We start from the raw sequence: 22,687 nt of genomic DNA, 5'->3' as shown, positions 1-22,687 counted from the left end.
ATAAAATCCCCGACCATCTTGAAAGATAGGTCGGGGATTCTCCTAAACATCGTCGTAAATGAAGGAAGTGCAGAAATATATTGAAAGTGTACTGAAGGGAGTGGGGCAGGTGATGCTTCAGGAGAATAGTTGGTCGGGTCTGCTATTCCTGGTGGGGCTGGCTTTTAGCTCTATCTATCTGGCCTCTTTGGCCTTGGTGGCTACGATATTAGCTACCCTCTTCGCTTATTTGGTGAAATATCCCGAGGAGCGTATTGAGCAGGGGTTGTATGGCTACAATGCCACTTTGGTGGGGATTGGCTGTGGGCTCTTCATGGAGCCTTGTCTGCTGGCTGCTATCCTATTTGTAGTGCTCTCCATCCTTTCTGCGGTAGTAACTCATTGGGGAATGCGGCAGAAGTATCTGCCAGTGCTAACGGCTCCTTTTGTCTTGCTATTGTGGGGATTGATATTGTTTGTCCTCTACGTAGACCCTCCACTGCATCTGCACACTTTCACCTATCCTACTACCCTTGGTAACACCCCCTTGGTGATTTTTGGTGTAGGGCTAGGGCAGGTGATGTTGCAAGCAAATGCTCTGACTGGTTACCTCTTTCTCTTAGGAATACTTGTCAACTCACCTCGTGCGGTGGCTTACCTCGCTGTGGGGAGTCTCCTTACATTCTTGCTTTGCCTTTTCCCATTCGTTGATACGATAGATGCCCACTCGGGGCTCTATCTCTACAATACCATACTAGTGGCGATCGTGGTCTCGGGGAAACCACGTCGCTTTGCACCGTGGGCTCTACTTGGAGGCACTATCCTCTCCTTCTTCATCCAGTACCTAGGGCTCTCTATGGGCATATCTACTCTCACCGCCCCCTTTGTACTGGTGGTGTGGATTCTGAATGGAGTGGAGCGCTGGGTTAGAACTCGCTCGTGAAGTGGAAGGTGATATCGGGGAACTCCTCTTTCGCCATATTTAGTAGATAGGCACTATCGGCAAGGTAGACATCGCGTCCCTGCGTGTCCACGGCCATATACTGCATCTTGCGTTTCTTGAATTCCTCTAGTACTTCGGGTTTGTCGCAAGAGAGCCAGCAAGCTTTGTAGAGGTTGATTGGCTCCCAACGACAGCTCGCTTGGTACTCGTGGAGAAGGCGGTACTGTATTACTTCGAACTGCAATTGCCCTACGGTACCTACAATACGACGACCATTGAAGGCGTTGGTAAACATCTGTGCTACCCCTTCGTCCATCAGCTGAGTCAGTCCCTTTTGGAGTTGCTTCTGCTTTTGTGGGTCGGCATTCTCAATGTACTTAAACATCTCTGGTGAGAAGCTAGGCAGTCCCTTGAAGTGGAGCACCTCCCCCGAAGTGAGGGTGTCGCCAATCTTGAAGTTGCCAGTATCGGGAAGACCTACAATATCCCCCGCAAAGGCATCATCAACGATCTCCTTTTTCTGTGCCATAAATGCTGTGGGCGAACTAAAGCGCATCTGCTTTTTGTGCCTTACGTGGGTGTAGTACTTATTCCGTTCAAATTTACCTGAGCAGACCTTTACAAAGGCGATACAGCTGCGGTGGTTGGGATCCATATTGGCATGTATCTTAAAGATAAAGCCGGTGAAGGGCTCCTCGTAAGGGTCTACTATCCGCTCTTCAGCCTTGGTAGCTCGTGGAGAAGGGGCGATACGCACAAAGGTATCCAGCAACTCTTTCACGCCAAAGTTATTGAGTGCTGAGCCAAAGAAGACTGGTGCAAGGGAGGCCTCTAGATACTCCTCCTCATTGAGTTCTGGGTAGACTCCCTCGATGATCTCCAGGTCGTTCTTCAGTCGCTTTGCCTGTGCTTCGCTCAGGTAGTTGAGCAGTTCGGGTGAATCGAGATCCACCTCCATACGCTCCGAGACATGCGACTTATCGGCTCCCGAGAAGAGTTCTAGCTCCTTGTCATAGATGTTGTAGACTCCTTTGAAGCGGTCACCCGAATCGATAGGCCAGGTGAGTGGGGTGGTGGCGATTTGCAGCTCTTGCTCCACCTCGTCGAGAAGGTCAAAGGGGTCTTGCGACTCTCGGTCCATCTTATTCACAAAGACAATCACGGGCGTCTTGCGCATACGGCAGACTTCCATCAGTCGCTTAGTTTGTAGCTCCACACCTCTCGCACCATCAATCACGATAATTACCGAGTCCACGGCCGTCAGTGTGCGATAGGTATCCTCGGCAAAGTCTTGGTGACCAGGAGTATCTAGGATATTTACCTTGTACCCTTCGTACTCAAAGCCCATCACAGAGGTGGCGACAGAGATGCCTCTCTGCTTCTCAATCTCCATCCAGTCGGAGGTGGCCGACTTGCGTATCTTATTGCTCTTCACCGCCCCTGCTACGTGTATCGCTCCTCCGAAGAGCAGTAGCTTCTCGGTGAGTGTCGTCTTACCAGCATCGGGGTGTGCAATGACGGCAAAGGTTCTTCTCCTTGATATCTCTTCCTTATTGTATTTCATCAGTTGTTCCTTGAATGTCGTAATTGTAAATCTCCTGTAGTCGCTCCTGCCATGGGCGGATGAGTGTGGGGTAGAAATGTGCTATCTTCTCAGTCGAGAGGGCACTAAAGTGTGGGCGAAATGCGGGGAGTGCCCAATCTGCTTGGGTACACTTCCCTACGGTTACTAAGGTATCGGGTGGTAGCAACTCCACAATCTTGCTCGCAAAAGTATGCCTTGAGGCAGGTCCAACGTCTGCAACGTGGTAGATGCCGAAAGGCAATGGCCCTTGCTTTTCACTCGCGATCTCCAAGACAACCTCTGCCAAGGTAAAGACAGAGGTAGGACTGCTCACTTCATCCGTTACCACCCTAAGCGGTTTACCCGCTTGGGCATTGCTCAATATGCTCTTGTAGAAACTCTTGTGTGGCCACTTGGCAGGACCATAAAGCCATGAGGTACGAAGAATATAGGCATTCTGCTTGTGGTAGTGTACCGCATACTCGCCGATCAACTTGGTGAGTGCGTACCTATTGGCTGGCATCGGGATATCCTCCTCATTGTAGGGCTCCTTTCGTGGCGTTCGGTCACTCCCAAAGATATGGTCGGTACTGATATGTATCAGCGGTATCGTGCCGAGGGCATTGGCCAGTGCCAAAGGTATGGAGGTATTGGCAAGAAGTGCCTCAGTGTACTGGCTTTCAGCAGCATCGACATTGGTAAAGGCGATGCAATTGACCACGATATCCGGTTGGTTCTTTGCCACAAAGTCAGCAATCTCCTCCTCGCTAGAATAGTTGAGCGTCTCCCTTGTGGTGGGGAGTATCTCCAGCTCTGGGCAGTGCTTTCTAGCCACCTCCTGAATGGCCGTGCCCAGAAGCCCATTAGCTCCTGTGAGCCAAACTCTCTTACTCCTCATCTTCCTCCTCCCAACTAAGATGTAGGTTGCCCTCCTCTACCTCGCGAAAACGATCGGCGAGCATAGCTAGGAAAGTGCTGAATTGTTTGATAGCCTCCGTTGTCGCTTCGGTCACCTCCTCGCCTCTTGCTTTGAGCGTTAGATAACCGTAGATGCCTACAAAGCAGGTCTCCACCTCGCCCATCTGGTCGGTGCCAGTCAGGTCGCGTAGCTGTATGATGCTGGGAAGTGTCTGGAAATAAACCGATGAGTAGAGCGTCTGAGTTGGCTCCCTTAGTAGTTTGCCCGAGAGCTCCTGAAGCGAGTCCATCAAGTCGTTGAGCTGCTGCAAGTGGCCCACCTCGGTAATCCCTTCAGCCTTCATGGCATCGGCAAGCTCTAGGTACCAGAGTAGCACCTTCTCCATCATCGGCTTCTCTAGTCGGTACCCCTCGTGTACATACTCAGTGATGCGGGTGAGATCAAAGTCAAGTGCTCTGATGGTATCCTCTATCTGCCACATATAGAGGATGTATTCCGCTACATTTTCCTTCCTTTTCTGTTCTGCTACTATCATAATCTATTAACTTCTTTGTGCCTATAAAATGGAGCTTAGTTATCCCTAAGTGTGATGACGGTAATCCCGGCACCGCCTAAGTCTACTAGCTCATCCTCAAAGTGTGCGATTCTAGAATCCTGTCGAAGATACTCCCTAATCGCCTGCTTTAGTGCTCCCGTTCCGGTGCCGTGCAAGATGCGGATAGGGTTGTACCCAAAGTGATTGGCATCATCAACAAACTGAACCACTGCCGAAAGGGCTTCATCCACACGCATCCCCCTACAATCGAGTTGAGGCTTGAAATTGAGCCGTCGTTGGCTCGCTTGCTGTTCGATTACTTGAGGCTTCCGTGCGACGAGGTCAGAGGTAGCTCGCTCCGTAGGCTGTAGCTTGCTGGCATCTACCGTCATGGTGAGGTTGCCTAGCCGCACACGTGCTTTCTTACCCTCAATAGCCACCACCTCGCCTACTTCATTGCCATTGCCAAAGGTCACGCGACTTCCCTCCTTGATTGGCTCCCTTTTGGTGGGGGCTGGTGCCCTCTTTTTCTCTGCCTGTCGATTGAGATGAGACTTCTTCCGCTCCAGCTTTGCCCTCGCCTTTTGGGTTGGCTCCTTTTCTGCCTTAGCTTCTTTGATCTCCCGAATCGTTCGCTCCACAGTTGCATTGGCACTATTCACTATTTCCAGTGCCTCCTGCTCCGCTTTCGCTAGCAGGCTCCGCCGCTTTTCCGAGAAGTTGTCTAATCGCTCATCCAGCTTGCTCTGCTTCTCTTGTAGCTTTCGCTCTTGCCGCTTTACCTCCTCTCGTTTGCGCTTCCAATAAGCCTTATCCCGAATAATATCCTGTAGGTACTTATCTTGATGCAGATAGTCGCTACCCACTAATTCACTGGCATAATCAATGATCTCGCCAGGCAAACCGATCTTCCTCGCCACCTCTAGTGCAAAGGAGCTTCCCGGCTGACCGATAAATAGCTGATAGAGTGGCTCAATCCGCCCTCTATCAAAAAGCATCGCCCCATTCACCACCCCTTCGTGGAGCTCCGAGTAATCCTTGAGGTTGCCGTAGTGCGTGGTAATCACCCCATAACAACCCATCTGCCGAAAGCGATCCAAGAGTGCCTCGGCAATCGCACCTCCAATTGTGGGCTCTGTGCCCGAACCAAATTCATCAATCAGTATCAAACTCTCCGAGGTGGCCTCCCGCAATACCCGTTTCATACCCTGTAGATGGCTAGAGTAGGTGCTGAGGTCGTTTTCGAGCGACTGAGCATCGCCGATATCTAGGAATATCTGGTCAAAAAGGGTGCAAGTGCTATGATCCATCATAGGCACTGCCAATCCGCACTGGAGCATATATTGAAGCAGACCAACCGTCTTGAGTGCAATCGACTTACCGCCAGCATTGGGACCAGAGATGATGAGCAGTCGCTGCTCCTTATTCAGTTTCAAAGTAAGCGGTACCAACTCCCTATTGAGTGACTTCAAGTGTCGCTCTAGGAGCGGGTGCCTAGCCACTTGCCACTCCATATCGCCCTCGGTGGAGAGTTGAGGAATTACCGCCTCCATCCCATTGGCGAGTCGTGCCTTAGCCCTATTGAAGTCCAAAATGCCTATCCCTTGGCAATTGCGTTGGAGCATCGGCATATCCCTCCTCACGAAGTTGCTAAACTCCCTAAGTAGTCGCACTATCTCTCTCTGCTCCTCACTTTGCTTCTCGCGGATCCGATTATTCATCGCCACCATCCGCTCCGGCTCCATATAGAGCGTGCGGCCTGTGGACGACTCCTCATGCACGATGCCTCCGATCTCTCGCTTTGCCGAAGGGATAATGGGGAGGAGCAAACGACCATCTCGCATAGCTGGCGTGGCATCTTTCTCCACCCAACCAGCTGCTTTGGCCTCTCTGAGGATGCTCTGCATCGTTTGCCCAATAGAGCCTTGTAACTGCCGTAGTTCGCTCCTAATCGCCCTTAGCTCCTTGCTCGCTGTATCCTTGATCTCCCCCGCATCATCAATCAGGTTGTGCAGTCTCCGTCGCAGGTCCACCAGATCGTCCAAACCCATGGCTAGCTCAGAGAGATTAGGGTACTCTTCATTCTCCGCCAACGCCCTCTTCGTCTCCACTACCGCAATGAGTAGCTCCCGAAGCGGACGCAACGACTCCACCTCGAGGTAACTCCCCTCTGGACGAAGAGAGCGGAGGGCATCTCTAAGCGGACCAAACCTAAAGCTAGGGATATCCACACCCGATGCCGTGAATTGGAGCATCTCACTGAGCTGTTCCAATCGGCTATGAAGTGCTTTGCCTGACTGCATAAAACCCATCTGCTCCGTGAGGAATTGACTCACCTCGTTATCGCAAAGGGCATAGAGGTCGTGCCGAAGTGTAGTGAACTCCAGCTTCTGCTCTACTATTTCAAATGCTTTATTGACCGCCACTTGACCTCCCTATAGTAAAAATCTAATCACATCGTTGATATTGGCATAGAGTATCAAAAGGATCAATAAAATCATGCCAAATATCTGAAGTCTCGTCTGCCACTTGAGTGAGGGGGCTCGGCCGGTGATCGCCTCGTAGATTAAAAACATAATGTGGCCGCCATCCAATCCAGGGATAGGGAGGATATTCATCACCGCCAATATCACCGAGAGAAAAGCGGTCATCGCCCAAAAGGCGTGCCAATCTATCGTGGAAGGGAATAGGCTTCCTAAGGTGCCAAAGCCACCAAGGCTCTGTGCCCCTTCGGGGGTGGCTACATACTTCAGCTGGTCGGTGTAGTTATTCAACTGCTTACCCGCTTCACGCACTCCTACTGGGATCGACTCCAATAGTCCGTACTCTAGTTTTTCGGTCTTGAATAGTTTCGTTGGGGGCGTAAAAGCGATGCCTATCCCTTGCTCCTTATCTACATAACTGCGAATCTCTTCTTGAGCACCGCCTCGTATGATAGAGAGGGAGATGGTATCCCCTCTCAGCTCCTTGATCTTGGGGAGTACCAGGGAGAGCCGATCCATCGCTTCGCCATTGATCGCTACAATCTCATCACCACGCTGAAGCCCTGCTGCAGCCCCTGCACTACTCGGCACAATGGAATCGATGCGAGCCGGTAGATCCATGGCGAAAAAGGGCTCTTTGCTCGCCAATACTGCCCTCATAAAGTCCACTGGAATGGCCACCTCTACCCGCTTGCCTTCACGCTCCACGGTGAGGGTCTCCCCATTGGCAATCTCTTGCAGAATGGAGCCCTCAAAGTAGGCGAGCTCTTTGCCATCTACTGCTACCGGGAGGTCGCCATCTTGCAATCCCATTTGATGCCCTACGCTGGAGTACTTCAAGCAGCTATCCACCTCCTTCATCGGTAGCTTCTCCACGCCCCAATGGTAGGCAATGCCACCATAGATGAGCATAGCTAGGAGTACATTGAAGAGCACACCTCCCACCATCACGAGGAACCGTTGCCACACTGGTTTGCTCCTAAATTCCCATGGTTTTGGTTCACTCTCTAGACCCTCTAGAGCCAGAGACTCATCCACCATGCCATTGATTTTGCAGTAACCGCCGAGAGGCAACCAGCCCACACCGTATTCTGTCTCGCTTCGCTTCGGACGGAACCGAAAGAGTGCTTTGCCCCCTACGTCAAAGAATAAGAAAAACTTATCCACTCTGATCTTGAAAAGGCGAGCAAAGAGGAAGTGCCCCAACTCATGTACCGTCACCAGTATAGATAGAGCTAGTAGTAGCTGTATTACTTTTAGTAGTATCCCCATATTTTTTCGTCTAAATCCCTTCGTACCACGCTTGTGCAATGGCTCTTGCTTGGCCATCTGCCTCCGCAAGGATTGCTAGGCTAGAGGCATTTCGCTCAGGGGCCACCTCCATGGTATGCTTGATGATGCGTGGAATGTCTGTAAATCGTATTTTCCCTTGCAAAAAGCGCTCCACCGCCACCTCATTGGCTGCATTCATGGTACAAGGACTAGTGCCTCCCCTTTCAAGAGCCTCGTAAGCAAGTGAGAGGCAAGGGAAGTCGTCTCGGCGAGGTGCTTCCAGAGTGAGGTGGCTCATCTGCTCCACTGTGAGTAGTGGGCGAGCTCCCTCTAGCCTTTGCGGATAAAGCAAGGCGTAGGCAATAGGGTGCCGCATATCGGGATAGGAGAGCTGTGCTTTGATGCTGCCATCTCGGTAGCCCACCATAGAGTGGATGATACTTTGGCGGTGCACCACTACCTCAATAGCACTAGCAGGTACATTGAATAGGTGGTGTGCCTCAATCATCTCCAGCCCCTTATTCATCATAGTGGCGGAGTCAATGGTCACCTTAGGTCCCATATTCCAGTTGGGATGCTTTAGAGCCATCTCGGGGGTCACCTCGCTAAGTGCTTCCTTGGGTAGGTCTACAAAGGGACCACCCGAAGCGGTGAGATAGATCTTCTCCACCGCACTCATCTGCTCTCCTTGTAGGCATTGGTAGATGGCGGAGTGCTCCGAATCTACAGGAAGGATTAGTGACCCATGCTGCCGACAAAGTTGCTTGATCAATTCACCTGCTACCACCAGAGTCTCCTTATTGGCAAGGCCAATGGTACGACCACTCTCTATGGCACTGATGGTGGGCTCTAACCCAGCAAAACCTACCATAGCGGTCAGTACCATATCGGCATCAATAGAGCCTGCCAGCTCCACGATGGCTTCCCTTCCTGCTAGTACCTCAATATCTAGCCCCTTGAGGGCTTTCTTCAGCTCCTTTTCGTGTGCTTTATTGCCAATAGCGACTACCGCGGGGCCGAACTTCTTCGCCTGCTCTACCAAGGCATCCACACTATTATTGGCCACTAGGGCGTGTACCCTTAGTTGGTCAGAATGTTGCTCCACCACTTCAAGGGCCTGCGTGCCAATGGAACCAGTAGAGCCAAGTATCGTTACACTTCTCATATCTTTCTATACTATTTGCCCCAATCTACGAGACAAGTACAAAGTTACCAAATTCTCCCGACCTATCTAGCTCATCGTTTGCTCTAAAAGGAAGGATAAAATTTTATGTTGAAGCAAGTGCTATTTGACTGCGAATTATGATGCAATAAACCGATAGGTAAAGTAAGCAAAAGTTGAGTTGCAACTAAGCAATTGCCGAGATGCAACAAAGCAAATGCTTAGTTGCAACTAACCGATTGCTTAGTTGCATCTCAATAATCGATAATATATGGTGTTGTATACCAGTGAGTTATAAATTGGCTTTTGATGCCTTCCAACAGAGCTGAAATCAATAAGAGACTGTTGCACGAAGGCGATCTGCTGCGTTGCTTTCGGAATTCGGGCCTCTGTCACGTACATAAGTACGCTCCCTTCAGCCCTGTGAGGCCTTGGTGCCCTGCGTGCACCTTGCCCTCATCCTCAGGCCTTGCATCTCATCCTTCGTGCAAAGTCTCAGCACATTTGAAGCAAATGTGCGAGAATGGCACTTTGTGCAACATTCTCAATGAAGAATACATACAACCCTTGTTGGGTATGGATATAAAAGAGCTACCCCCGAGAGAAGAGGTCTTCTCACGGGGGTAGTTATTTATATTATATGTATGAGTGATGGGGGATTACCAAGCGAATAGAGGTCTGTGGCTCATCATCTCATTTACCTCGGCGCGTACCGTGGCAATCACCTTTTCATCGGTAGGTGCGGTGAGGACACGGTGGATCTTGCGAACCACTTCGCGTGCTTCCTCTTCCTTCAGCCCTCGGGTGGTGAGGGCTGGTGCTCCTACGCGGATACCACTAGTTTGGAAAGCCGAGCGGGTGTCAAATGGTACCATGTTCTTATTGATGGTGATATCGGCTGTGCCGAGTGCAGTCTCTGCCACACGTCCGGTAAGGTCGGGGAAGTTTTGGCGGAGGTCTACCAGCATCAAGTGGTTATCGGTACCATTGGAGATCACTTTATAGCCTAGCTCTACAAAGGTCTCGGCCATAGCGGCGGCGTTCTTGAGTACTTGCTTTTGGTAATCCTTGAACTCTGGCTGTAGTGCTTCGCCAAAGGCTACTGCCTTTGCTGCGATGATGTGCTCTAGTGGTCCACCTTGTAGCCCTGGGAATACGGCAGAGTCGAGAAGTGAAGTGAAGGTGCGGGTCTCACCCTTCTTGGTCTTCTTGCCCCAAGGATTCTCAAAGTCTTTGCCAACGAGGATGATACCACCACGTGGGCCACGGAGGGTCTTGTGTGTAGTAGAGGTGACTACGTGAGCATACTTCACTGGGTTTTTGAGTAGACCAGCAGCGATAAGTCCTGCGGGATGTGCCATATCTACCCAAAGGATAGCACCTACCTCATCGGCAATGGCACGCATACGCTCATAATCCCACTCGCGGGAGTAGGCTGAGCCACCACCTACGATGAGTTTTGGCTTGTGTTGCTTTGCGAGCTTCTCCATCTCGTCGTAATCAATACGACCATCGCTCTCCTTTACGTTGTAGGCTACTGGATGATAAATGATGCCCGAGCTATTGACTAGAGACCCGTGGGTGAGGTGACCACCGTGGTCAAGGTTGAGTCCCATGAAGGTATCTCCTGGCTGTAGGCAGGTGAGGTAAATAGGGTTATTGGCCTGTGCACCAGAGTGGGGCTGAACGTTGGCCCAGACAGCTCCGTAGATCTCTTTGAGCCGATCAATGGCCAGCTGCTCGGATTGGTCTACGATCTCGCATCCACCATAGTACCTCTTGCCAGGGTAGCCCTCGGCATACTTATTGGTCATCACGCTTCCCATCGCTTCCATCACTTGGTCGCTCACGAAGTTTTCGGATGCGATAAGCTCTAGACCCTTTGTCTGTCTCGCTCTCTCTTGTGCAATCAGGTCAAATACCTTCTCGTCTCTTTTCATGTTTCTTGTAAATTGCAAGTAGTATAAATATTGTGTATTTCTCTTAAGTCATTGATTGTTCCCACAAACGGTGTTGTGCTCTATGACGTTGATTTCAGAGTGCTATTAGCGGAGAGAGAGGGTTGTAAACCAAGCCTTCTAACTCCTTATATCGTAGTCGTTTATATTCCTCTAAGATTTAATTGTAGCCAAATTGTAGCCATAGGAGAGTATTTTGAGAATACTCATAGCTATTGCTGTGAGATTTGCTCGCTTGCATTTCTCGGGTTCAAAGGTACGAATAAGTAGAACAACCTCCAAATATCTGAGAATAAAATTACTCTAAGTTTCTTGGCTACAATTCCAGTGCACGGTGCAAGCCCTTATATATAGATAAGGCTTGCACCGTGCACTGGCGGTCATTATATGAGATGCTACTCACTTCAGCTTATCACATTGTGACGTCTTCTAAAACAATGGAGGGGATATGCCCAAAAGATCTATGAAGGGCTATCGCTATGCAGAGAAGAGTGTTGATGCACACACTGGTATAATATTACCAATGAATGGTGTTTAGATATTCGTCTATAAAGGGCTTTGAATAGGATCTTTGCAGGTGATAATTCAACAGTAGAAGAAACATGAACAAAAATCGCCCCGTTAAGTCCGCAAGAGATAGACGATTGTATGTCATTTGTCCAACACTAGATATGATGTTGGCTTCGTGTGACAATGTCAAGAAAATAGCATATGACAGCGGATTAGACTACTCGAACTTTGTAAAGACTTGCAAGTTCCAAAGAGACATTCGCCTCAGTACTTATCAAAGATGTGCTGAAGCTTTTGGTATGGATACGCTCATTCTGCATTTGCCGTTAGGCGCGGTTGAATCTTTCGCCTCTGTGCAAACTCATCATGGTAATCAATGTCTTATAGTGCAGAAAGAGGACCTACTACGTATTCTTCGCCATTTTCACCCGCTTGAAATAGATGACACATTATCCAATATTGAACGTCTCATTGAGATCTTCCTGAAAGAAACCGAACATGAGCTACTGAAGAAGCTACTTCCACTTCTAGCTGAAACCTTTCAAACATTGGCAGAATCCTATGGAAACGTACAACCCTAGCACACTTCTTGATGAAATTCAAGGACTTCGAGAGGAAGTACGCCAAGTTGCAGACTTCATCAAAGAACTCAAAAGAGAGTATAGCGTCCTTGAGGAAAAGATCGAGCTAAATTCATCAGACGTTATGCGTCTATTAGGAATATCAAAAGCTTCTCTTGCTCGATGGCGAGATGCCAATGCTGTCCCATACCGCTATGTATCCTGCAATCACGTCCTTTATCCTTTTAAGGGTCTATATATAGCTGTAAAATCAGGCCGTGCGACGTTCAAAGGGTTTAGACGCATAGAAGCATTGCAACGGTTGAATGCTTACAAGGATGGTATACTGAAAGGCTATTTGGGGGAAGATGCACAAAATCTTTTTGAAGAGCTATGACACTAAAAGAAGAGGTCTTGCAGTTGACCAATCGAGGATTAGAGGTTTTCTACTTCTATATGCCAATTGACTTTGTTCCCAAGCGGAACTTTCGCAATCCTCTCTATGATGACAAACGAGCATCTTGTAATATCTATTTTGATCCTAAGTCAGACTCATATCGAATGAAAGACTTTGGAAATGAAGCATACTCAGGTGATTGCTTCTGGTTTGCTGCAACAATTTTGGGGCTTGACGTCCGATCTGAATTCAAGAAGGTTCTAGTGACTATTATCCAGGATCTAAATCTAAAGATTTCTATTGAATACAGAGGAGACACAAACATGAAAGCAGCCCGTTCCACCTATCCTAGGCAAGCCGTTGAACAGAGTCAAAAGAGGTGTACAGGGTCGATGGATAAAGTAGAATACATAGCAAACAAAAAATCGTTCCGAGTTTATGAGCGCCCCTTTACGCAAAAGGAACTTGCTTTTTGGGAGCAATATGGGATCTCCTTGGAAACATTGGAGCAATACCACGTCAAATCGTTGTCTTGCTACGAATCGGTGAGTAGAGAGGGAAAACCTTTTAAGCTCACCTCATCTTCCGAAGAACCCATTTTCTGTTACGCTCACAACGATTTCGTCAAAATATATCGCCCGAATAGTAAACTGAGGTTTCTATATGGTGGAGAAAAATCGGAAGAGTATGTATTTGGGCTAGCACGACTGCCTAATAAAGGAGATATCCTATTTATTACGGGAGGAGAAAAAGATGTCCTCTCCCTTTCTGCACACCATTTCAATGCTATTTGCTTCAATAGCGAGACTGCACAAATACCAAGAGGTATTATCGAAAGTCTTTCACTTCGCTTCTTACACCTCATCATTTTATACGACTCTGATGAAACAGGGGTCAGAGAGGCACAGAAACAGGTGGAAGCGCTTTCTGAATTTGGAGTACTTAGACTACAACTACCTTTGAGCGGTATCAAAACGGAGAAAGACATCTCTGACTACTTTGCCCTAGGCCATAGTCAGCAGGATTTAAGAGATCTTCTCGCGCGAATGTTTTCCAGCCTATACAGCGAAACAATGATGATATTGCAATCTTGTGAGATTGATTACGACAATCCTCCAGATGTTTCTAAGTCGGTTGTCTCAGTCAATGGAGTCCCTCTTGGCTCTCAGGACAATCTTTTCTGCATTACAGGTGGAGAGGGTACGGGCAAGAGTAATTACATTGGTTCTATCCTTGCAGGCACATTATGTGCTGAAAGGTTAGATTCAGAGCGAACACTAGGATTAGAAATAACTCCCAATCCAAAAGCCTTGGCTGTTTTGCACTATGACACAGAGCAGTCTGAGGCTCAACTATACAAGAATTTGGGAAAGACATTACGGAGAGCCGATGTAGAGACTGTTCCTGACTTTTACCATTCTCTATATCTAGCCTCACTTTCTCGTAAGGATCGTTTGAAACTCATTCGTGAAAGCATGGACTTGTTTCGTCATAAACATGGAGGGATACACTTAGTAGTTATTGATGGGATTGCAGACTTAGTGCGCTCTGCAAATGATGAGACCGAGAGTATCGCCGTCGTAGATGAGCTTTACAGGCTAGCGGGGATTTATAACACCTGCATCATTTGTGTATTACACTTTGTGCCAAACGGGATCAAGCTTCGTGGCCACATAGGCTCAGAATTACAACGTAAGTCAGCAGGAATTCTTTCGATTGAAAAGGATGACAATCCTGAATACTCTGTAGTCAAGGCTTTGAAAGTGAGAGATGGGAGCCCTTTAGATGTTCCTATGATGCTCTTTGGATGGGATAAAGAGCTGGGGATGCATGTCTATCGTGGTGAAAAGTCTAAGGAGGATAAGGAGAAGCGAAAAACAGACGAATTGATCTCAATTGTTACGGAGATCTTTCAAAGCAACCGCCGTCTCTCTTACCAAGAGTTGTGCGATGTTTTAATGCGAGAGCTGGGAGTCAAAGAGCGCACAGCAAAGAAGTATATATCCTATATGAGAGAGCAACGTATCTTGTCTCAAGATACTGCAGGGAATTATCAAAAAGGGGAACTATGTCATACTTAGACTATCTTACAGAAGATCCTTGGCAAAAACGACTGTTTGATAAGCTAGCGAATGTGGAAGAAAAACTAGACCAGTTGCTGGTATTACGAGAGCAAGCCATAGACGCTGCTGTACAGCCACCGCTCAAGCCTGAGTATCTTGACATCATTGATGTGTCTAGATTGCTAAAGGTTGAGCAAAAGACCATCTACAATTGGGTATGGGCGGGTAAGATTCCCTACCTCAAAGCTAATGGTCGCCTATTGTTCCTTCGTGAGGAAATTGATGAGATGCTAAAAAGAAGAGAGGAGTGGTAGATGTTAGGTTTACGCATTAACAGAAATCAGGGCGAAAGAATGAGTCAGTGAATCGTCAAGCTGACTTGAATGAGGAATTGATAAAGTTGTTTGACAAGAGCAAGAAATACAATGAGGTACACAGCATCATTCTTGAGAAATTGCATTAGTGGGTGGAATGTACGTTCTCTTCCTCCGAGATGAAATAGTTGAAATGCTTCGCAGAAAAGAAGAAGAGTGATCAGCTTTCAGAATGAACGGCATCGTTTTCTTCGGAAAATCTGCACGTGAGTTTGAATTAAAACCAAAATGTCTACTATCGGTTTACATTTCTAAGTGATAATTCAACTACTCCTTTGAGATAACAAGAACTTACTCTATCTTTGCAGTTGGATATTTACTCTAAATGTAAACTGATAGTAGACTTATGGAGAATAAAATAAACTTGCTTCTACAAGGAGCTACTAAAAACGGGCTATTCTTTTCTAGGTGGTTATCTGAGCAAGGATATTCTAGGCAATTACTAAATAAATATCGTTCTTCAGGATGGCTAACATCGCTTTGCAATGGAGTAATGTATCGAACTGGAGAAGAATTATCCGCTTTTGGTGCATTACAGTCCTATAATGAACAACTGCATAAGGAAATGCGAATAGCAGCTCACTCTGCGCTAGAAATATATGGGTTTAATCATTACGTTCCTATGGGGAAACCTCGTTTGATGGTGACCGATAAAGAGAAGTTACCTCAATGGCTCAAGTTTGATCTGTTTGACAAAGAGTTTGAGACTTTCTCAACAACAGCATTTAGCTCACCCGAGGTTGCCACTATAAAGCATTTAGATTGGGAGCTACTCATTTCTGCCCCTGAACAAGCTTTTATGGAATGTCTTTTACTTGCTCCAAAACGATATGATTATATGGACCTATTTTATATCATGGAACAATTGACCACCCTGCGCCCCAAAGTTGTGCAAAATCTTATTGAAACGACTCAGAATTACAGAGTAAAAAGAGTATTCCTATATATGGCAGAAAAGGCAGGACACTATTGGTTTGAAGACTTAGATCTTTCTAAAGTCGACATAGGGACACATAAGTTGCAGTTAGTAAAATCGGGAGTTTACATCAGTAAATATTTAATTACTGTGCCAAAAGAATTGAATTCGTATGAATAATGAAACCTATAAGAGTCAAGTAGCACTACTTGTCCGAATAATGCCGTTGGTTTATCGCATTGAACAATTTGCGGTACATGGCGGCACGGCAATCAATCTCTTTCACAAGAATATGCCACGCTATTCTGTGGATATTGACTTGACCTATATCCCGATTGAGTCTCGAGAAGAGAGTCTCAAACACATCAATGAGCACTTGAAAACGCTAAAAGTCAATATAGAGCGAGCAATACCAGGCATTAGGGTAACACACAAACCTGATGTATGGAAACTACAATGTAGCCTCAATGGTGCTATGGTAAAGATTGAGGTTAACGGCACTAAGCGAGGAGTATTGGGAGAGGTGGAAATCGTCGAGCTTTGCACCAAAGCACAAGAAGAATTTCAAGCTTATTGTAAAGCACGCATAGTACCTTATTCTCAGCTATATGGAGGTAAGATAACGGCAGCATTGAGTAGACAGCATCCAAGAGATCTATTCGATTGTAAATACATGGAGATGCAAAGCATCGAACAAATAAAGGATGGATTCTTCTTGTGTTTATTGGGAAGTGATAAGCCTTTTGTAGAGTCCCTTGCTCCTAATCCTATTGATCAAGAAGATGCATTAGATAATCAGTTCAATGGGATGACCGATATAGAATTTACCTATACAGATTACCAAAAAGCTCGTACAGAGATAATTGGTAAGGTCAATAACTGTTTGACTGAAATAGACAAGGAGTTTCTGCTGTCATTTGAGCAAGGATCACCCAATTGGTCTCTTTGCTGTGCAGGTAATCTAAGCACTTATCCATCGGTTCAGTGGAAACTATTAAACATTAGAAAACTCAAACAACTAAACCCCAAGAAGTTTCAAGCGGGCATTGATAAACTTAGAAATCACTTTGAACCATCCAGGAAACACCTATCTAAGTGAGTAGAGCGAATAAGAACTGAGCATCCTCAAAAAATCTTAATGATCAAGACAGGTATATCAATAATGTCAAGTATAGACCAGATCTTACTTGACATTATTAATATGAACATCACAAAAATGCAGAAATCGCCTTGATGCGACCTTGGAAATATTTGCAAAATGTCCAAGGTGAAGTAGTGATAGCCAATTCATTTTATCTCCACTTAGGGCGATAGCCGTTCTTGGGAGAGTCGTTGTCGGGATTTTGAGATTGACTCTCTTGTGGCTTTATGGTTGCTTGCTCAGAAACTCGGAGCGACTGCGAAGGTTCTTCACTGGCTTGGTTAGACTGTCGCTGTTCATATGCTTCTTCGGACTCAGAAGGTGGAGCAATAGTAAGGGCAATCTTTCTATCTAGTTCGGCTGCTTGAGCTTTGAGAGAACGCAAATCCTCCTCCTTCTTCCATGAGCTATTGGCAATGGCGGTGTAGACCTCCCTATTTGCTGAAACCTTTGCTATCTCCTTCTCGTGAGATTCGATCACCTTGGGAATGCGCTCTAACGCATTGAAGAAGTTCAGACAAGCCAGCTTAGGATCATTTGCTAGCTTGCCGTTGTTGTAGGTGTAGTAAATACTACCCTCCCCTTTTACGAAGAAGCGGTTCACCGATAGGTCAAATAAGTTCTGCGAGGAACTTTCCGTCTTGACCATAACAGAGAAACCATAAAGTTCTCCTATCTTGTTGTACTCACCATTGGTACGAGCCTTTTCCTCTATCTCTAGAAGACGATGAGCAATCACTTTGATGTCAGAACAACCCTCTACACCTTTAATTGAAAGTCGATTGACTGGGTTGCCTTCTGCATCTCGTTCCACTCGTCGCTCAAAGCAAGCTAAGTCTTTCTTCGCCTCTTGTATCTTGCCTGTGTGATAAGAGAGCGAATGATCAATCTCAGCCAACTTACCTACAGCTCCATTTCGCTCACGAAGGAAGTTCTTGCGTTCTGACTCTAATGCGGTAATCTTCTTGTCTAGCTTAGCCTTTTCCAAAAGGTTTGTATTGCCCGATAGCACAGCTACATACTCTGAGAAGTTCATGCCACTGTCTTCATCCATTGAGCCTTCATCGATGGTACGCATACCGAGCTGATTGCTCTTCAACTGATTGATGAAAAGCTGCTTGTTGTGTAGTAGGTTGAACTTATAGCTGTCCAACGAACGCTCCACTGCATATATAATCACATCGACCTTGTTGTCGGCAAACTCCTTGGCGACTAAATTGCCCTTTCGGATAGCTCGTCCGTTGCGTTGCTCTAAGTCTGACGGTCTCCACGGGGTATCAAGATGATGTATAGCCACAGCTCGTTGCTGGGCATTGACACCCGTGCCCAACATAGATGTAGAGCCGAAGATGATACGTATATCGCCCCGATTCATCGCTTCCACCATCGCTTTCTTCGCTTTCTCATTCTTACACTCTTGAATGAAGCGAATCTCGTGAGATGGGATGTGATACTCCTCTACCAACTTACGCTTAATCTCAGAGTAAACATTCCACTCGCCTGGCTTGTAAGTACCCAAGTCGCTGAAGACAAACTGTGTTCCCTTCTGCTCGTTATACTTCTGATAGTAGTTATTGAGGAGCTTGGCACAGTGGCTGGCTTTGTTGTCTATATGGTCCGAATACTTTTCTAGGTCTATCATTCGCATATCCAAGCTCATCTTGCGGGCATAATCAGTTGTTAAGAATCAAGGGAAACAGAGGGAAAAGCAAGGAATGTAACTATTTGAAATAGTATCATTTAGCATTTTCTTGCTATTTTGAAGGTAAGCGAAAACGAGCATCAAACGGCAGGTGTTCCGTTACCAAATCGTAACCCACCCGTGAAAAAGCAAAAAGGGGTTACGAATTGAAGGTAAACAACTGTGTCATAGGTTTTTATTCTTCATCTTTCATTTTTCTGCATCGCTCAGGAAGACTTGTTCATCTGTACCTTTGCAAGCAAAGGAAATTTAGGAAAAACGACAGAAAAATGAAGGAAAACAAACTGAAAGTATCGTTCTTCGTTCAGGCGAAACGAACCGACAAGAAAGGACTTGTGCCTGTCATCGGGCGAATCTCCGTTGGCAGAACCCATTCGGGCTTCTCCACCAAATGCAAAACTCCGCTTACTCTTTGGGACAGTCGTAAGCAAAGGCTTATCGGCAAGAGTGCAATGGCGGTGTCCGTCAATCAGAAACTCGGTGAATGCACCGCACTCATCCACGCACGCTTTCACGAACTCAGTGAAAGAGAAGAATCCTTTACCGCCACCGATGTGAGGGATGCTTATCAGGGGCAAATCCACCGTCAAGCCCTGCTCTTGCAGAGTTTTGAGGAATATCTCAGACAGACAAAGGAACGCATAGGCATTGATAGAGCCTTGAAGACATTCAAACTCCGTACCTATCAGCTATCCCTGCTTCGTGAGTATCTTCAGAAGAAACACAAAGTAAGCGACATTCCCCTTTCACAATTAGACAAAGCCTTTATCGAGGGTTTCGAGTACTATCTCACCATTGACCGAAAACTGAAACGTAGCAGCGTGTCGAGTGCCCTATCCACCTTGAAGGCCATCGTCCGCATGGCGGTGAAAAAAGGCGTGTTGGACTTCTATCCGTTCTTGGGCTACAGCTATGAACGTCCCAAAGGTGAGCCGAGAAGCATCTCACAAGACCAGCTGCAACGCATCATTGACTTGGAGATAGAATGGGAGAACTACCGTATTGTCCGTGATTTGTTCGTATTCTCCTGCTTTTCAGGGCTTGCTATCTCCGATGTCCGTAATCTGAGAGAGGAAAACATTGTCTTGGAAGAAGGTGAACTCTGCATCAAGGGCAAGCGAATGAAAACCAAGACCCCGTATCGTGTACAGGTGCTTCCACCTGCTTGGGCGATAATGGAGCGGTACAGAGGTAAGCGTGCTGGTTTTGTCTTTGAAGTGCCGACTAACGACATCATCCACAACGGCATGCACTACATACAGAGAAATATCGGTATGGAAAGCCCGCTAACCTTTCACATGGCTCGCCACACCTTTGCATCGCTCATCACGCTCTCAGCAGGAGTGCCTATTGAAACGGTGAGCCAGATGCTCGGACACACCAACCTGAGAACAACACAAGTATATGCAGCTGTTTCCTCCGAGAGAATCCATCGAGAGATGCAAAATGTGCAGCAACGCATACAAGATACATTCACCTTGAAGCTTTGATATTATGGCACGAAGTACATTCAAAACACTATTCTATATCAATCGGTCCAAAGAAAAGAAGAACGGCAAATGTCCGATTATGGGACGCATCACTATAGACGGAAAGCAGGTGCAATACAGCACGGGCAAGGAGATTGCTCCCGAACTTTGGGATAGTCGTAAGGGAAGATGCAAGGGAACGGGCGAAGAGATAAAGGAAATCAACCGCTATCTCCAAGCCAAAGAGGAACAAGCCAAAGCGAAGTATCAAGAATTAGTATGGCAGCGTGGCTATATCACAGCCGAGCTACTGAAATGTGAACTCATGGAAGAGGACAAGCCCAAAGGATTTCTTTTGGAGGAAGCCCGACTATTTATTGAGGAAAAGCGTCCATGCGTAGGACTGACGATTGCCAAGCCTACCTTTGCTAATTACATCTATGCAGCGCAGCTCATTAAGTCCTATCTGCGTGAACGCTTAGCGCTGGAGGATATCCGCTACTCTCTGTTGGACTACGGCTTTATCGAGGGGATGGACTTCTATCTCAAATCAGAGCGCAACCTTTCCCTTGCCACCATTCAGATTGTGGTCATCTTCCTAAGAAAGCTTATCGGCATCGGTCAGCAGAAGAAGTATATCCGTATCGATCCGTTTGCGGACTACAAGGCAGAACTGCCACACCGCACAAGGCGTTATCTCACTACGGAGGAGCTCCAACGAGTATTACAAACACCCATCATTGACAGGCAGTTCGAACGGGCAAGGCAACTCTTTCTATTCTGTGCCTTTACTGGTTTGGCTCGTGTGGATATGCAACGGCTCAGGCTAAAGCATATCATCCGTAATGCAGATGGTACGGAGGAAATCCGTATCAAAAGGCAGAAAACGGACGTAGAAGCTATCATTCCACTTTTGCCTATTGCCAAGCAAATCCTTTCACTCTATATCAAAGACAAGAAAGTAGACGACTTGATATTCCCTAACCTAACCACCCGCAAGGCGTCTTTAGCTTGTGTGAACATTGGTCAGATATGCCGAATAGAGAAAGGTTTGACCTTTCATATGGCTCGCCATACATTTTCAACCACAATTTGCCTATCCAACGGGATCTCAATGGAAACGCTCAGCAAGATGCTCGGACACAGCAATATTGGCACGACACAAATCTACGGAAAGATAACCGATCACAAGATACAAGAGGATATGACTGCACTCACTGACAGAGAGCATTCTGCCTTTAAGGGTTATTGCGAGTCAATAGCACAGCAAGACAAAACGCAATCTAAACCTTTATAGGTGAACTTTCCTCAAAGACCTGAAGCCATATTCGGTCGGGCAAAGGTATGGCGGTTGCCTTGATTGCTTGCAAGGTCAAGTCCTGCGGATGGAGTGAAAAATCTCCACCGCAGGGCTTTCTCTGTACTTTGCTACTATCATACTTGCAAAAATTTGATTGTTAGTGCGGTCGTATTTTTCGCTCCAACCTTGCAGCAATAGGCTAACCGCCAAAAGAATAAGCCCGAACGAATACGGCATACTCAGGCTCTTTGGACGCAAGAAGCGACAAAACAAATCCTCCACCAATCAATTGAGCCAAAGTATGTACTCTTGCTCTGTTAATTGATAGAGAGATGTCGAAGCAATCAAACACTCGAGAGTGATCTGATTTTATTTTCGCTAGTACGGAACGAACCAGCGCCTCATCTCATTACCGCAATAGCCTAGGCTTTTGTATTCACCATTTCCCTTGTGTCCTAACTATTTCCTTATTCTTCCTCACTCTTTCTTTTTCCGCTTTAGAGGGGTTACTTTTGCATCCGACAAGAAGGGCAATCGACAGAAAAACTGCTCGTTTGCTGAGTATTAACAACGTAATCAACAACAATGCAATGAAACTTATCATCATCGACCGCAAGGCATGGGAGCAGCACTGCTCCTCCTTTGCAGATTTCATCCACCGTATCGAACGGCTTATCGGGTGTCCTCCCGAAACGGAAGAATGGCTTGACAATGAAGCCGTATGCCGTAGGCTCGGAATCAGCAAGCGCACCCTGCAACACTATCGGGATACGGGTAAAATCCCGTTCTCTATGATTGGACATAAATGCTATTACAAAGAGAGCGACATCACTGAGATACTGAATGCAAAGAAAGACTGAACTCAAACACTGAATGAACTATGTCAGAGAACGAAATCATTACACAACAAGACCCGCAAATGCAGATGTTTGCACAACTGATGGAGGGCATCTTGAAGAAGCTGGAGCGTTATTGCGCTACTGCACGTCCTATGTTGGGCGGAGAGGTTTACCTTACAAGTGAGGAAGTCTGCAAGCTGTTACGACTGAGCAGTCGCACGCTCCAAGAGTACCGAGACAGTAGAACAATCGCTTATCACAAAATTGGGGGCAAGATTCTCTACAAACAGAGCGACATACAAGCTATGCTTGAAAGGCACTATAATCCTATATATAAGAGAAATAAGTAATTGAACAAAGGGGTAAACGACGTGAGTTGAGATATGGTTTAGCGGATACTCATTTGAACTCGGGAACGCTGACGTCAAGGGCATACAATCTCTCGGTGAGTGTCAATTCTTCCATCGGTGTGCGTTCTTTTGTCCCTCTTTGGGGATTGTTGACTTCATCGGTGCGTTTTCAGCGTTTAATCTGAACTTACAATTACCTACGGTCAAATGAGTAAGCCATAGGGGATTTCGGTTAAGAGTTGGGTAAGTCA

General features: G+C 46.7%; 18 protein-coding genes and 1 pseudogene. 11 read left to right on the top strand and 8 right to left on the bottom strand.

All coding sequences use genetic code 11. The annotated features are described in order from the left end of the window. The first annotated feature begins 58 nt into the window (after positions 1-58). Complete coding sequence (locus tag MWL85_RS08420; RefSeq protein WP_244400378.1) at positions 59-922, top strand: urea transporter; 864 nt, start codon at positions 59-61, stop codon at positions 920-922. On the opposite strand, the gene MWL85_RS08415 is transcribed toward MWL85_RS08420, so the two are convergent. From MWL85_RS08415 to glyA, 7 genes are all read right to left on the bottom strand, one after another. Then, a complete protein-coding gene (locus MWL85_RS08415) occupies positions 906-2,486 on the bottom strand; it encodes a peptide chain release factor 3 (protein WP_021902701.1) in 1,581 nt (526 codons plus the stop codon). The two genes, MWL85_RS08420 and MWL85_RS08415, sit on opposite strands and share 17 nt — an antisense overlap. After that, positions 2,473-3,384 carry an SDR family oxidoreductase gene (locus MWL85_RS08410; RefSeq protein WP_244400377.1) on the bottom strand — a complete coding sequence of 304 codons (912 nt, stop codon included), beginning with the start codon at positions 3,382-3,384 and terminating at the stop codon, positions 2,473-2,475. The genes MWL85_RS08415 and MWL85_RS08410 overlap by 14 nt, the downstream gene beginning before the upstream one ends. After that, a complete protein-coding gene (locus MWL85_RS08405; protein ID WP_244400376.1) occupies positions 3,374-3,940 on the bottom strand; it encodes a DUF4924 family protein in 567 nt (188 codons plus the stop codon). The genes MWL85_RS08410 and MWL85_RS08405 overlap by 11 nt, the downstream gene beginning before the upstream one ends. 35 nt (positions 3,941-3,975) lie before the next feature. Beyond that, positions 3,976-6,366, bottom strand: a complete 2,391-nt coding sequence (locus MWL85_RS08400) for an endonuclease MutS2 (RefSeq protein WP_244400375.1) — start codon at positions 6,364-6,366, stop codon at positions 3,976-3,978. Positions 6,367-6,375: 9 nt separating this feature from the next. Further along, on the bottom strand, positions 6,376-7,695 hold the full coding sequence (gene rseP, locus MWL85_RS08395; RefSeq protein ID WP_026161663.1) for an RIP metalloprotease RseP: 1,320 nt from the start codon (positions 7,693-7,695) through the stop codon (positions 6,376-6,378). A 10-nt stretch (positions 7,696-7,705) separates the two neighbouring features. After that, on the bottom strand, positions 7,706-8,860 hold the full coding sequence (locus MWL85_RS08390) for a 1-deoxy-D-xylulose-5-phosphate reductoisomerase (RefSeq protein WP_018027918.1): 1,155 nt from the start codon (positions 8,858-8,860) through the stop codon (positions 7,706-7,708). 656 nt (positions 8,861-9,516) lie between these two features. Next, positions 9,517-10,797: a serine hydroxymethyltransferase gene (gene glyA / locus MWL85_RS08385; RefSeq protein WP_018027919.1), complete on the bottom strand. Its 1,281-nt coding sequence runs from the start codon at positions 10,795-10,797 to the stop codon at positions 9,517-9,519. Between the two features lie 620 nt (positions 10,798-11,417). On the opposite strand from glyA, the gene MWL85_RS08380 reads away from it, so the two are divergent. The 6 genes from MWL85_RS08380 (at position 11,418) to MWL85_RS08355 (ending at position 16,734) form a co-directional block, all read left to right on the top strand. Continuing rightward, positions 11,418-11,906 carry a P-loop NTPase family protein gene (locus tag MWL85_RS08380; RefSeq protein ID WP_244400374.1) on the top strand — a complete coding sequence of 163 codons (489 nt, stop codon included), beginning with the start codon at positions 11,418-11,420 and terminating at the stop codon, positions 11,904-11,906. After that, complete coding sequence (locus tag MWL85_RS08375) at positions 11,887-12,282, top strand: hypothetical protein (protein WP_025883864.1); 396 nt, start codon at positions 11,887-11,889, stop codon at positions 12,280-12,282. The genes MWL85_RS08380 and MWL85_RS08375 overlap by 20 nt, the downstream gene beginning before the upstream one ends. Then, the gene (locus MWL85_RS08370; RefSeq protein WP_244400373.1) at positions 12,279-14,363 is read left to right on the top strand and encodes a bifunctional DNA primase/helicase; all 2,085 of its coding nucleotides are present in this window, start codon (positions 12,279-12,281) and stop codon (positions 14,361-14,363) included. The genes MWL85_RS08375 and MWL85_RS08370 overlap by 4 nt, the downstream gene beginning before the upstream one ends. After that, the gene (locus MWL85_RS08365; protein ID WP_244400372.1) at positions 14,351-14,659 is read left to right on the top strand and encodes a helix-turn-helix domain-containing protein; all 309 of its coding nucleotides are present in this window, start codon (positions 14,351-14,353) and stop codon (positions 14,657-14,659) included. The genes MWL85_RS08370 and MWL85_RS08365 overlap by 13 nt, the downstream gene beginning before the upstream one ends. A gap of 406 nt (positions 14,660-15,065) precedes the next feature. Next, positions 15,066-15,815 (top strand): type IV toxin-antitoxin system AbiEi family antitoxin, encoded by a 750-nt coding sequence (locus MWL85_RS08360; protein ID WP_244400371.1) that lies wholly within the window; start codon positions 15,066-15,068, stop codon positions 15,813-15,815. Continuing rightward, a complete protein-coding gene (locus MWL85_RS08355; protein ID WP_244400370.1) occupies positions 15,808-16,734 on the top strand; it encodes a nucleotidyl transferase AbiEii/AbiGii toxin family protein in 927 nt (308 codons plus the stop codon). Before MWL85_RS08360 ends, MWL85_RS08355 begins: the two co-directional genes overlap by 8 nt. Positions 16,735-16,927: 193 nt before the next feature. Here MWL85_RS08355 and MWL85_RS08350 read toward each other — a convergent pair. Then, positions 16,928-18,460: pseudogene (locus tag MWL85_RS08350) on the bottom strand (helicase-related protein); the annotation flags it as partial. Between the two features lie 287 nt (positions 18,461-18,747). Between MWL85_RS08350 and MWL85_RS08345 the strand changes: the two are divergent. The 4 genes from MWL85_RS08345 to MWL85_RS08330 all read left to right on the top strand — a co-directional run bounded on the left by MWL85_RS08345 (position 18,748) and on the right by MWL85_RS08330 (position 22,436). After that, positions 18,748-19,968, top strand: a complete 1,221-nt coding sequence (locus MWL85_RS08345; RefSeq protein WP_244400369.1) for a tyrosine-type recombinase/integrase — start codon at positions 18,748-18,750, stop codon at positions 19,966-19,968. A gap of 4 nt (positions 19,969-19,972) precedes the next feature. Further along, entirely contained in the window at positions 19,973-21,244 is a 1,272-nt protein-coding gene (locus MWL85_RS08340) for a site-specific integrase (RefSeq protein WP_244400368.1), read from the top strand. 593 nt (positions 21,245-21,837) lie between these two features. Then, positions 21,838-22,107: a helix-turn-helix domain-containing protein gene (locus MWL85_RS08335; protein WP_008781866.1), complete on the top strand. Its 270-nt coding sequence runs from the start codon at positions 21,838-21,840 to the stop codon at positions 22,105-22,107. A 20-nt stretch (positions 22,108-22,127) separates the two neighbouring features. Further along, on the top strand, positions 22,128-22,436 hold the full coding sequence (locus tag MWL85_RS08330; protein ID WP_244400367.1) for a helix-turn-helix domain-containing protein: 309 nt from the start codon (positions 22,128-22,130) through the stop codon (positions 22,434-22,436). Positions 22,437-22,687: the final 251 nt, after the last annotated feature.

The sequence above is a fragment of the Porphyromonas somerae genome (assembly GCF_022845615.1).
Lineage (GTDB): Bacteria > Bacteroidota > Bacteroidia > Bacteroidales > Porphyromonadaceae > Porphyromonas_A > Porphyromonas_A somerae.
The sequence above is the reverse complement of the archived record's forward strand: the minus strand, read 5'-3'. Positions and strand labels throughout refer to the sequence as shown.